The 11,101-nt window shown below is 71.4% G+C and carries 13 protein-coding genes; 9 read left to right on the top strand and 4 right to left on the bottom strand.

Translation table 11 applies throughout. From position 1 onward, the window contains the following. Positions 1-210, top strand: a 210-nt coding sequence (locus LP52_RS24140; RefSeq protein ID WP_040276703.1) for a C40 family peptidase, incomplete at its 5' end; no start/stop codon positions are given. A 43-nt stretch (positions 211-253) separates the two neighbouring features. Here the strand turns inward: LP52_RS24140 and LP52_RS24135 are convergent. Continuing rightward, positions 254-685 carry a MerR family transcriptional regulator gene (locus LP52_RS24135; protein WP_040276702.1) on the bottom strand — a complete coding sequence of 144 codons (432 nt, stop codon included), beginning with the start codon at positions 683-685 and terminating at the stop codon, positions 254-256. A gap of 46 nt (positions 686-731) precedes the next feature. Here LP52_RS24135 and LP52_RS24130 point away from each other — a divergent pair, with 46 nt between their 5' ends. After that, positions 732-1,343: a class I SAM-dependent methyltransferase gene (locus LP52_RS24130; protein WP_084723458.1), complete on the top strand. Its 612-nt coding sequence runs from the start codon at positions 732-734 to the stop codon at positions 1,341-1,343. Between the two features lie 75 nt (positions 1,344-1,418). Next, a complete protein-coding gene (locus LP52_RS24125; RefSeq protein ID WP_052810221.1) occupies positions 1,419-2,309 on the top strand; it encodes an SMP-30/gluconolactonase/LRE family protein in 891 nt (296 codons plus the stop codon). Positions 2,310-2,383: 74 nt separating this feature from the next. Here LP52_RS24125 and LP52_RS24120 read toward each other — a convergent pair whose 3' ends face one another. Further along, a complete protein-coding gene (locus LP52_RS24120) occupies positions 2,384-2,893 on the bottom strand; it encodes a MarR family winged helix-turn-helix transcriptional regulator (protein WP_040276701.1) in 510 nt (169 codons plus the stop codon). A 123-nt stretch (positions 2,894-3,016) separates the two neighbouring features. Here LP52_RS24120 and LP52_RS24115 point away from each other — a divergent pair, with 123 nt between their 5' ends. From LP52_RS24115 to LP52_RS28600, 4 genes are all read left to right on the top strand, one after another. Further along, positions 3,017-4,102 carry an alkene reductase gene (locus tag LP52_RS24115; protein ID WP_040276700.1) on the top strand — a complete coding sequence of 362 codons (1,086 nt, stop codon included), beginning with the start codon at positions 3,017-3,019 and terminating at the stop codon, positions 4,100-4,102. 11 nt (positions 4,103-4,113) lie between these two features. After that, positions 4,114-4,863 (top strand): SDR family NAD(P)-dependent oxidoreductase, encoded by a 750-nt coding sequence (locus LP52_RS24110; protein WP_052810220.1) that lies wholly within the window; start codon positions 4,114-4,116, stop codon positions 4,861-4,863. A 325-nt stretch (positions 4,864-5,188) separates the two neighbouring features. Further along, positions 5,189-6,058: a fructosamine kinase family protein gene (locus LP52_RS24105; protein ID WP_084723456.1), complete on the top strand. Its 870-nt coding sequence runs from the start codon at positions 5,189-5,191 to the stop codon at positions 6,056-6,058. A 261-nt stretch (positions 6,059-6,319) separates the two neighbouring features. Further along, positions 6,320-6,502, top strand: coding sequence for a response regulator transcription factor (locus tag LP52_RS28600; protein ID WP_052810219.1), 183 nt, complete (start codon positions 6,320-6,322; stop codon positions 6,500-6,502). A gap of 19 nt (positions 6,503-6,521) precedes the next feature. On the opposite strand, the gene LP52_RS24095 is transcribed toward LP52_RS28600, so the two are convergent. Together LP52_RS24095 and LP52_RS24090 are read right to left on the bottom strand one after the other, a co-directional pair. Further along, positions 6,522-7,403, bottom strand: coding sequence for an LLM class flavin-dependent oxidoreductase (locus LP52_RS24095; protein ID WP_040276699.1), 882 nt, complete (start codon positions 7,401-7,403; stop codon positions 6,522-6,524). 206 nt (positions 7,404-7,609) lie between these two features. Then, a complete protein-coding gene (locus tag LP52_RS24090; protein ID WP_040276698.1) occupies positions 7,610-8,629 on the bottom strand; it encodes an aldo/keto reductase in 1,020 nt (339 codons plus the stop codon). Between the two features lie 169 nt (positions 8,630-8,798). Here LP52_RS24090 and LP52_RS24085 point away from each other — a divergent pair, with 169 nt between their 5' ends. Beyond that, positions 8,799-9,392 (top strand): TetR/AcrR family transcriptional regulator, encoded by a 594-nt coding sequence (locus tag LP52_RS24085; protein ID WP_040276697.1) that lies wholly within the window; start codon positions 8,799-8,801, stop codon positions 9,390-9,392. A 142-nt stretch (positions 9,393-9,534) separates the two neighbouring features. Further along, positions 9,535-11,076, top strand: coding sequence for an aldehyde dehydrogenase family protein (locus LP52_RS24080; protein WP_040276696.1), 1,542 nt, complete (start codon positions 9,535-9,537; stop codon positions 11,074-11,076). The last annotated feature ends 25 nt before the right edge of the window (positions 11,077-11,101 follow it).

Genomic DNA, 11,101 nt, shown 5'->3' with positions numbered 1-11,101 from the left:
ACCTACGACCAGGTCAACGCCGGAAGTCCGGTCTCCTGGGACGCCATGCAGCCCGGCGACCTGATCTTCTTCTACAGCGGCCCGGACCACGTGGGCATGTACGTGGGCGGCAACAAGATGGTACACGGGTCCAACCCGAGCAAGCCGGTGCAAGAGGTCTCGCTGGACGGCTACTACCAGAGCAACTTCCACTCGGCGGTCCGGCCCTGACCTCCGCCCCGCCCGGTCGGCAGAATCCCGCGGAACACCTCGGCTAAGGGCGATCCCTGTGCTCGCGCGCGAGCTCCTCGAAGGAACCCCCTTCGAGGAGCCCGTCGAGCATCCCCATCGCTTCGGGGCATTCCCGTGTCGGGTGCTCGGCCGGGCACATGCGCGCATGCAGGAGGAAGTCCTTCGCCCCCTGGGCCCTGGCGATCAACTCCTCCAGGTCCGCGATCTGCTCGTCGACCGTCGCGCGCCACTGCTCGGCCGGCTCGTCCAGAACCGCGGCCGCCGTGCCCAGGCGTATACCCAGCCGCTGTGCGATCCGAAGGAAGGCCAAGCGGCGCAGCTCCTGCAGACCGTAGAACCGCTTGCCGCGAATCCTCGCCGTCGGCTCGACCAGCCCGCGTTCCTCGTAATAGCGCAACGCCGACGCTCGTATGCCGAGTCGCCCGGCGGCCTCACCGATCGGAATGAGCTCCATGTCCCCAGCTTGACTTCAAGCCGGCTTGAAGCACCACCCTGAGGACATGAAAGCCGTGAAACCCTGGTCCGCGGAAGAACCCACCCGGTCGCCGTTCGCGGTGCCGCGCGGCATCCCCGGTCGGCTCGCCGGGCGGCTGATGCTGCGGACGAACAGGCAGTGGGACCTCCTGGACCTGCTTGACGTCCGCGAGGGCGAGAAGGTCCTGGAAGTCGGCTACGGGCCCGGCGGATTGATCCGCCTGCTGCGACGCACCCCCGCCGAACGGATACGCGGCGTGGATCCGTCGCCGGAGATGCGGCGGCTCGCGGCACGACCGCACCGGGCGGAGACCGCCGCGGGCCGCATCGATCTGCGGCTCGGAACCGCCGAGCGCACGGGGTTCGACGACGAGGAGTTCGACGCCGTCGTCTCGGTGAACAACGTGGCGATCTGGCCGGACCTGGAGGCCGGACTGCGTGAACTGCACCGGGTGACACGTCCCGGCGGGCGGGTACTGATCGCCTGGCACGGCGGAACGCGGCCGTCTCGGATCGCCCGCGGCCTCGCGCTGCCGGAGGACAAGCTCGCTCGCATCGAACACGGGCTCCGCGACCTCTTCCCGACCGTCACCCGCCGCGAACTCCCCGCCTTCACCGTCTACTCCGCGCTCCGCTGAGCGGATCGACCGCTCCCGGTAGGCGATGTGCAACGATGTGGCGCCGCATCGCGAACGCAACGAGGTGATCCGACGATGAGCGCCCCCTCGCCCAGCGCCCCTCCGCACCGCTTCCACGCTCAGCCTGTCGACGCCCCGCGGGCCCACCATGGCGAAGGTCCGGTCTGGTGCCCCGACGAGGGGCTGCTCCGCTGGGTCGACATGCTCGCCGGCGACGTCCTCGGGCTCGCCCCTGCCGACGGCGCGCGGCCCCGCTTGCACGTCGGCGAGGTCGCGGCCGCCGTGCGCCCGCGCCACGGGGGCGGACTGGTGGCGGCCGTGGAACGCGGCTTCGCCCTGGTCGAACCGGTGACGGGGGCGGTGCGAGCGCTGCCCGAGCTGTGGAGCGACACCGGGGTGCGCATGAACGAAGGCGGATGCGATCCCCGGGGCCGCTTCTACTGCGGTTCCATGGCCTATGACGAGACACCGGGCGGCGGTGCCCTCTACCGCCTCGATCCCGACCTCGGCGTGACGCGGGTTCTCGACGGAGTCACGATCTCCAACGGCCTCGTGTGGACACCGGCGGGGGACCGCGCTTACTACGTCGACACCCCCACGCGCCGTATCGACTGCTTCGCGATCACCTCCGCAGGGGAACTCGGGCAACGGAGCACCTTCGCCGAGATCCCCGCGGGCGCCGGGAACCCCGACGGGCTCTGCCTCGATGCCGAGGGCGGTGTCTGGGTGGCGCTGTGGGACGGAGCGGCCGTCCGCCGCTACACGCCGTCGGGCGAGGTGGACACCGTCGTGGAGGTGCCGGTCCCGCGTCCCACCGCATGCACGTTCGGCGGCCCGGACCTGACCGATCTCTACATCACCACGTCGGCCGTGGGGGTGGATACGGCGCGGTGGCCCCGGGCCGGTGCGCTCTTCCGCGTCCGGCCGGGCGCGCGGGGCGTCCCGACCGCGGGATTCGCGGGATGACGCGGCCGCACGCGCTGTAGTGCCGAGCGGCGGTCGGTACCCGGCCGGACCGGGAAAGGGCGAGCGGCCGCGCCTCAGCGATCGTCCGCGCGGCTCTTCTCCGACGCGGTGAGGTTGCGCTCCAGCTCACCGAGCGTGCGCAGGACACCGTCCTGCCGACCGTCGTCCATGTCCGCGACCGTCATGCGCTCCAGGTCCGCCCAGATCCGCTCGACGGCCTGCCGCAGCCCCATGCTCGCCGGCGTCGCCTCGACGATCGTCACCCGTCCGTCCGTCGGGCTGGGCGAACGGCGCACGAACCCGGCGCGTTCGAGGCGCCGCACGGAGCGGGTGACGGTCGGAGCGTCGGCGTCGAGAACCGCGGTCAGGTCGGCCTGCCGCTGCGGGCCCTCGTCCCAGAGCCGCATCATCAGCAGTTCCTGCCCCGGATGCAGGCCGACCTCGCGCAGCAGTTGTCCGGCGAGCAGCTTGTGGATGCGCGCCACCCGGAAGATCGCATGGCTTACGGGCCCGGCGTTTGAGACCCGGCCACGGCCCGAGTCCGCGGCGGCCGCGTCGCCGTCGGCGCTGTTCGTCGTACTCACCGGTCCAGTCTAGGACACCAATCATGGTTGTCTGAGCAACTTTTTTTGCCGGAATGCTTGGATGACGCTCTGGCGGATGGCACAGTGAAGTTAGTTGTTCGAGCAAGCAATTCGGAGGAACACATGCGAGCAGCCTTCACTCCCACCCGCGTCGGCCGGCACCGACTCGAAAACCGGATCGTCATGTCGCCGATGACCCGCAGCAGGGCGTTCGGCCCGGAACTCGCCCCGACCGACATGATGGCCACGTACTACGCGCAGCGCGCCGGCGCCGGGTTGATCATCACCGAGGGCACCCAGCCGAGCGCCGTCGGCCAGGGCTATCCGAATACGCCCGGGCTGCACACCGGCGCCCAGATCACCGGCTGGCGCACGGTCACGGACGCGGTCCACGCCGAGGGCGGGACGATCTACGCCCAGCTGATGCACACCGGCCGCATCGGCCACCCGGCCAACTACAGGACCGCCCACCATCCCGTCGGCCCGTCCCCGGTGAAGGCCGAGGGCCGGATCTTCACCGAGGAAGGCCTCCAGGACTTCGTCGTCCCGCGGGAACTCGGTGCCCAGGAGATCGGCCGAACGATCCGCGACTTCGCCGACGCGGCCCGGAACGCCGTCGAAGCGGGCTTCGACGGCGTCGAGATCCACGGAGCGAACGGCTACCTCATCCACCAGTTCCTCTCCACGAACGCCAACCGGCGGACGGACGACTGGGGTGCCTCCGCTCCCAACCGGGCCCGCTTCGCCCTTGAGGTCGTCGCGGCGGTCGCCGAGGCGATCGGCGGCGACCGCACCGCCATCCGGATCTCGCCGGCGAACCCCTTCAACGACATCGAGGAGGAGGACTTCGAAGAGACCTACAGCCACCTGGTCGAGGAGTTGAACGGCATCGGACCGGCGTATCTGCACGTGCTGGAGTCGCGGGCGCCCGAGTTCTCCCGCGAGCTGCGCCGTGCATGGAACGGCGCCATGATCCTCAACCCGGCCACGCCCGGAGCCAGGACGGCGCCGGAGCACCTCGCCCTCGTCGACGAGGGCGTCACCGACCTGGTCTCGTTCGGCCAGTACTTCATCTCCAACCCCGACCTGCCGGAACGGCTGGCGACCGGAGCCGAACTCGCCGAGCCCGACATGTCCAAGGCCTACGGCGGCGACGAGCGCGGATACACCGACTACCCGACGCTGGCCGTCGGCGCGGTCCGAACATGAGGGGCGACGGCGTGTCCGCTCGCCAGGAGACGGGCCGCGTCGTGGTCGTCACCGGAGCCGCCGGCGGCGTCGGGGCGGAACTGGTCAAGCGGTTCCTCACCAACGGCGACACGGTGATCGCCACCGACCTCTCGCCGGACGCGATCGACAAGCTGTCCGCCGACATCGGGGCGCGGGACCGGCTGGTGACCCTCGCGGCCGACATCACCGACGAGGCCGACGTCGCCCGCCTGGCCGAGGCCGTCGACGGCAACGGCGGGCTGGACGTGCTCGTCAACGGCGCCGGCTTCTTCCCGATCGACACGTTCGAGAACACCACGCCGGACCGCTGGCGCCAGGTGATCGACATCAACCTGACCGGGTACTACCTGGTCACCCATGCCCTGCTGCCCCTGATGCGGGGCCGGGGGTGGGGCCGGATCGTGAACTTCGGCTCCGCGTCGATGTATCCGGGAGTGCCCGGCCAGGTGCACTACGTCTCCGCGAAGGCCGCCCTCGTCGGCTTCACCCGCAGCCTCGCCCGCGAGGTGGGCGACGACGGAATCACCGTCAACCTCGTGACGCCGGGGCTCACCCTGACCGGCCCCATCGTCGAGAACTTCCCCGCCGAGCTCATCGAGTCGCAACGAAAGGGACGGGCGCTCCAGCGGGACCAGTATCCGCAGGACCTGGTCGGGCCCGTGTTCTTCCTGGCGTCACCCGACGCCGGCTTCGTCTCCGGCCAGACCCTGAACGTGGACGGCGGCATGTTCATGAACTGAGACGACGACGTTCCGGGCCCCAGCTGCGAACCGGGCTCGACCGCCGGCGTACCGCGTCGGCGGTCGAGCCCGGTTCCCCAAGGCCGGCACGCTGAACCTGCCGCGGAACGGGTCGCGGGGGTCCCGGGGGCCTTGACGCGGCGGATCGGTCGGTCGATACGGCCGGGAGCACGGCGGAGAGCGGCTGCCGGGTTTCCGGTCCCGGGTGACGGGCAGCGGATCGCCGCCGACGCTCCGCGCGAAGCCCGAGGTCCGCGACATCGTGCGACTCGCGGAAGTACCGTGTGTCTCGCACCCGGCCCCGGCCCGCCCATCGAGTACCTCCATGTCCCACGGAAATCCCGAAACCGCTCCCGCAAAGGCCGTCTCCGCGGCCGTGTCCAGCGAGGTGCGTTCCTGCACCCCGCTGGGCTCCTCGCACGCGTGGACGCTGTACCGCGGGGAGCTGGCCGACGGGCGCCGCTTCTTCGCCAAGGTCGCCGAGGGCCACGCCGAGGCGTTGGACTCCGAGGCCGCCGGTCTGCGCTGGCTCGCCGAGGTGCCCGGAGGGGCCGACGTGCCCGAGGTCCTGGCCGCCGCCGATGGCGGCGTGCTGGTGATGGAGCAGGTGCACGAGCGCGGCGCGACCGCGGCGGCGGCCGACGATCTGGGGCGGCGCCTGGCGACCACCCACCGGGCCGGGGCGGAGGCCTTCGGGGCCTCCTGGCCGGGGTGGCTGGCCACTCTGCCCCTGGACAACACCCCGGGCCGGGCGTGGCCCGAGTGGTACGCCCGGCGCCGCCTGCTGCCCTACCTGCGCGACGCCCACGACCGGGGGTTCCTGGACTCCGGCGACGTGGCGCAGCTGGAACGCGTGCTCGCCCGCGTCGACGACCTCGCAGGCCCGGACGAGCCCCCGGCCCGTATCCACGGCGACCTGTGGGACGGAAACGTGCTGTGGGGCCGCGACGGGGCGGTGCTGATCGACCCCGCCGCGCACGGCGGGCACCGCGAGACCGACCTGGCCATGCTGGAACTGTTCGGCGCCCCGCACCTGGAACGGATCCTCGCCGCCTACCACGAGGCCTTCCCCCTCGCCGACGGACGGCGCGACCGCGTCCCGCTGCACCAGCTGCACCCGCTGCTCGCCCACGTGTGCCTGTTCGGGCGCAGCTACCGCACCCCGCTGCTCGACGCCGCACGCCGCCTGCTGTAGAGCGCGATGCAGGCACCGGTGGCGTCGGCTGGCCGGGGGGACGTTCTCGGCCGCGCCCCTGGACGGGGGATTCGAGGTCGGTGCCCGGCTGCCGCATGCCGCGGCGGCTCGGCAGGTGGAGGAGACCGCTGCAGAGCCCTGCGGCGATCCGCTGCCGCCGCACCTCGCCCAGGACGCGCGGCGACGCCTGCGCCGCGACTTCGCCCTCGCACACCAGCGGAAAAACGGTCAGCAGGCCGGCGCCCGCTCCGCGTATCCGACGTGTCATGTCGGAGAACCTATGGAGAAGGCATCACCAACGCCCGGATCGCCGACCGGCTGGGGCTGACGGAGAGCACGGTCGAAACCCACCTCGCCTCGATCCACACCCGGCTGGACGTGGGCAACCGGGTACAGGCGGCCCTGATCGCCCACGAGGCGGGCATGGCCCGCGACAGCCGATGATGCGCGGCCCGGACGGTCCTCACCGGGAGGCGGAGGGGCCGACGAGTTCGTCGGCGACCCACTGTGCGACGTCGGCGGGGTAGGGCGCCGGCAGTCCGAGGATGATGTGCCCGAAGCCGGCGCCGATCGCAGCGCCGATCGCGTCCCGGGTGGTACCGGGCTGTTCGTAGGAGACGGGCAGGGGGATCGAGCGGGTGATCGAGGCGGGGTCGCGACCGATCTCGGCGCAGTTGCGGTCCAGCAGCGCGCTGCGGCCTACGGCGTCGCCGATGCCACCGCCCGGGACGTTCCACACGTCGGCGTGCTCGGCGGCCACGCGCAGCGCCGCGGACGAGCGTCCGCCGACGAGGATCGGCGGGTGGGGGCGCTGCACGGGTTTGGGGTTGCCGAACGCCCCGATCAGCCGGTGGTAGGTGCCGTCGAAGTCGAACGGCTCCTCCTCGGTCCACAAGCGCCGAATCACCGTGCAGGCTTCCGCGAGGCTTCCCACAGCGTGTGCGGAGTCGTGGAAGGGCAGGCCGTGGGCTTCGTATTCGCGCCGCGCCAGGGGATGGCCGGGTCGGGAGCCGGCGCCGATACCGAAGTCGAGCCGACCGCCGGAGACGATGTCGACGGTCGTGGCGATCTTGGCCAGCATCGCGGGCGGTCGGAACCGGTTGCTGGTCACGAGTACGCCCAGCCGCAGTCGTCGGGTGTGGGCGGCGAGGGCCGAGAGCAGCGTCCAACCTTCGTACGCCTGTCCGTCCGGGTCACCGCCGATCGGCATGAGGTGGTCGAACAACCACGCGTGCTCGATCTCCGGAATCGTGTCCGCCTCGCGCCAGACCCGCAGGACGTCGTGGTAGTCGACCTGCGAGGGCGCGGTCATGATGCCGAAGCGCGGCCGGGGTGTGTGTGGCATGGAGTCGTGGGTCCTTTCGACACCGGCAGCGCGCCGAAGGGGCGCGCTGCCGGTGTCTCGACGTGGTTACCGGAAGGCGGATGTACTCGGTTCGCGTGGCCGTGCGCAGAGAGAGGCCCGGCGTCTCCCGGCGGCCTTCGCGCCGGACACGTCCGCTCCCGCAGCTCCCGAAGTCGTGGGAGAAGCCGGGGAGCCCCCTCGGACGGTCAGCGGCGCCGCATCGACGGGTCGAGCAGTGCGGGCGGGGTGTCGTTCTTCTCGTGTGCCGCCAGGTCGGTGCCGGGAGCGACGACGGCGTCGATCGCGTCGAGTACGTCGGCGGAGAGCACGGTGTCCGCGGCGGCGAGCTGCGAGTGCAGGTGGTCCAGTGTGCGGGGACCGATGAGCGCGCTGGTCACGCCCGGGTGGGCGGTAACGAACCCCAGCGCGAGCTGGATCATGGTCAGACCGGCCCCGTCGGCGATCTCGGCCAGCTGCTCCACGGCGTCGAGCCTGACCCGGTTGGACGGGACCGCGGTGTCGAAGCGTTGCGGCATGAACGCCGCGCGGTTGGTGGTGACCTCGCGGCCTTCGCGGATCGCCCCGGACAGCCAGCCGGAAGCCAGCGGACTCCACACCAGTACCCCGAGTCCGTACTCTTCGGCGACAGGCAGCACGTCGCCCTCGATTGCGCGCTGCAGGACCGAGTAGCTGGGCTGCTCGGTGACGTAGCGGCTCAGGCGGTGGTCGCGGGCGGTCCACTGGGCCTGCACGAGGCGGTAGGCGGGAAAGGTCGAGGAGCCGAAGTGGCGGATCTTGCCCGCGCGCTGCAGGTCGGTCAGAGCGGACAGCGTCTCCTCGTCGCTGGTGCCGGGGTCCCACCGGTGGATCTGGAAGAGGTCCACGTGGTCGACGCCGAGACGGCGCAGGCTGTCGTCCAGCGCGGTGACCAGCCAGCGGCGCGAGCTGCCCCGGCGGCCGCGCCCATCGCCCATGGGCAGGCCCGCCTTCGTGGCCAGCACGATGTCGTCTCGGCGGCCGGCGACGGCCTTGCCGACCATCTCCTCGGACTCGCCGCCGCTGTACACGTCGGCGGTGTCGATGAGGTTGATCCCGCCCTCGAGGGCGGCGTCGACGATGGCGGTGACCTCGTCCTGGGTGGTGCCGCCCATCGTGCCGAAGTTCATCGCGCCCAACGCGAGCGAGCTGACCTGTACACCGGTGCGGCCCAGGGTGCGGTACTGCATGAGGGTTCTCCTTCATCGGGAGCGAAACGGGGTGTGGCGATGCGCGGCGGCCGTGCGGTTGCGCTGCTGTGCCCCTGCTCTGGCAGAATGATTAAGCGGAGCACTGCTCCGGAAACAATACGGAGCATTGTTCCGTTTGGCAAGTCACGTAGAGCAGGAGAGCTGAGCGGTGAACGACGACGGCGAGGGCACGGGGCACGCGGCCCGGGCCAAGCGGGCGGACGCCCGGCGCAACCAGGAGACCCTGCTCGACGCGGCCGCCGCGGTCTTCGTCGCCTCAGGCGTGGAGGCCCCGGTACGCGAAATCGCGGCCAAGGCCGGCGTCGGGATGGGGACGATCTACCGCCACTTCCCGACCCGGGCCGACCTCGTCGTCGCCGTCTACCGGCGCCAGGTCGAGGCCTGCGCCGAGGCCGGTCCGGCCCTGCTGGAGAGCGGTCCGACCCCGTACGCCGCGCTGGGGCGATGGATCGACCTCTTCGTCGACTTCCTGGTCACCAAGCACGGGCTCGCCGCCGTCCTGCGCTCCGACAACACGGACTTCGAAGCGCTGCACGCCTACTTCCTCGACCGCCTCCTGCCCGTGTGTGCCCAGCTCCTCGACGCCTCGGCCGAAGCCGGCGAGATCCGCTCCGACATCGAGGCCTACGAGCTCATGCGCGGCGTCGGCAACATCTGCATCGGCGCGGAGAGCGACCCCCGCTACGACGCACGCCGAGTGGTCGGGCTCCTCATCGCGGGACTCCGCCGATCGGACCGATGAGCGCTCCGGGCAGCCGACCCCCCGCTCAGGACCGGCTCCGGTCGGCCCAGGACGGCGATCGCCCGGTGACCAGGCGCATCGGAACGGCAAAGAAGTGGAACCGCAGGTTAGGCGGCGGAGTTCCCAGGGCAGCACGGGGCCTGTGAGCCAACCCTTTGTGACCACTGCTGAAGGGGCGCTGTCCGGCGCCGAGTACCTGTCCGATCCGGGAGCCACCACGGCCACGAGCCTCTATATCGACGGCTCATGGCGCCCGGCCGCCGACGGCGGCGTCCGGGAGATCCGCAATCCCTACGACGCCTCTGTCATCGCGGTCGTGAGCGAGGCGGGGGACACCGATGTGACCGCCGCGATCGCGGCGGCGCGCCGAGCCTTCGATCACGGCGAGTGGCCGCACCGCCCGGCGGCAGAACGCGGAGCGATCCTGGACGGGATCGCCGACCGCCTCCAGCGCGACCGCGAGCGAATCGCCCTCGCGGAGTCCCTGGACACCGGGAAGACGGTCGCCGAGGGCGGTATGGACGTCGACGACGTCACCGCCGTCTTCCGGTACTACGCGGGACTCGCCGACAAGGACGCGGGCCGCGTCGTCTCCACGGACGAAGCGGTCTTCAGCCGAGTCGTCTACGAGCCGGTCGGCGTGTGCGCGCTCATCGCCCCATGGAACTATCCGCTGCTGCAGCTCTCCTGGAAGGTCGCTCCGGCGCTCGCCGCCGGCGACACCGTGGTGATCAAACCCAGTGAGATCACACCGGTGACTTCGGCGAAGCTGGTGGAGCTGGCCACCGAGGCGGGCGTGCCCCCGGGCGTCGTCAACTTCGTGCTCGGCGCTGGGGCGTCGGTCGGCGCCGGAATGGTGGACAGCCGCGACGTCGACCTCGTGTCCTTCACCGGCGGTCTGGACACCGGCAGGCGGATCATGGCGGCGGCCTCCGGCACGGTGAAGAAGGTCGCGCTGGAGCTGGGCGGCAAGAACCCCAACGTCGTCTTCGACGACGCCGACTTCGACACCGCCGTCGACTACGCGCTGAACGCCGCCTTCTTCGACTCCGGTCAGGTCTGCTCCGCCGGGTCGCGGCTCATCGTCCACGAGGCGATCCACGATGCGTTCGTCGCGGAGCTGGTCCGGCGCGCCGAGCGCATCAAGCTGGGAAACGGCCAGGCCGAGGAGACCCAAGCCGGCCCGCTGATCTCCGCCGAGCACCGCGGCAAGGTCGAGGCGGCCGTGGCCACGGGAATCGAGGAGGGAGCGCGGCTGCTCACCGGGGGCGAGCGCCCCGACGCCCCGGAGCTGGCAGAGGGGTACTTCTTCCGTCCCACCGTCTTCGTGGACTGCCGCCGCGACATGGAGATCGTGCAGCAGGAGGTCTTCGGCCCCGTTGTCACCGTGGAGAGGTTCCGCACCGAGGCCGAGGCCGTCGAACTCGCCAACGACACCGACTACGGCCTCGCCGGCGCCGTGTGGACCGACGACGCCGCACGCGGCGACCGGGTGGCGCGCGCGCTGCGCCACGGCACCGTCTGGATCAACGACTTCCACCCCTACCTGCCGGGGGCGGAGTGGGGCGGCTTCAAGCGCTCGGGCATCGGCCGCGAACTCGGCCACGCCGGCCTCGACGAGTACCGGGAGGCCAAGCACATCTACCGCAACCTGGAGCCCGCGCCGCAGCGCTGGTTCGGCTGATCCCGATACCCCGACGCCACTGTGA

It is taken from the genome of Streptomonospora alba (assembly GCF_000826685.1).
Lineage (GTDB): Bacteria > Actinomycetota > Actinomycetes > Streptosporangiales > Streptosporangiaceae > Streptomonospora > Streptomonospora alba.
This window is presented reverse-complemented; position numbering and strand designations above follow the sequence as displayed.

Coding starts and splice junctions, on each gene's coding strand:
- LP52_RS24115 (WP_040276700.1), top strand. CDS start 3,017: ATGCGAGCAGCCTTCACTCCCACCCGCGTCGGCCGGCACCGACTCGAA.
- LP52_RS24090 (WP_040276698.1), bottom strand. CDS start 8,629: ATGCAGTACCGCACCCTGGGCCGCACCGGTGTACAGGTCAGCTCGCTC.
- LP52_RS24135 (WP_040276702.1), bottom strand. CDS start 685: ATGGAGCTCATTCCGATCGGTGAGGCCGCCGGGCGACTCGGCATACGA.
- LP52_RS24105 (WP_084723456.1), top strand. CDS start 5,189: ATGTCCCACGGAAATCCCGAAACCGCTCCCGCAAAGGCCGTCTCCGCG.
- LP52_RS24125 (WP_052810221.1), top strand. CDS start 1,419: ATGAGCGCCCCCTCGCCCAGCGCCCCTCCGCACCGCTTCCACGCTCAG.
- LP52_RS24095 (WP_040276699.1), bottom strand. CDS start 7,403: ATGCCACACACACCCCGGCCGCGCTTCGGCATCATGACCGCGCCCTCG.
- LP52_RS24130 (WP_084723458.1), top strand. CDS start 732: ATGAAAGCCGTGAAACCCTGGTCCGCGGAAGAACCCACCCGGTCGCCG.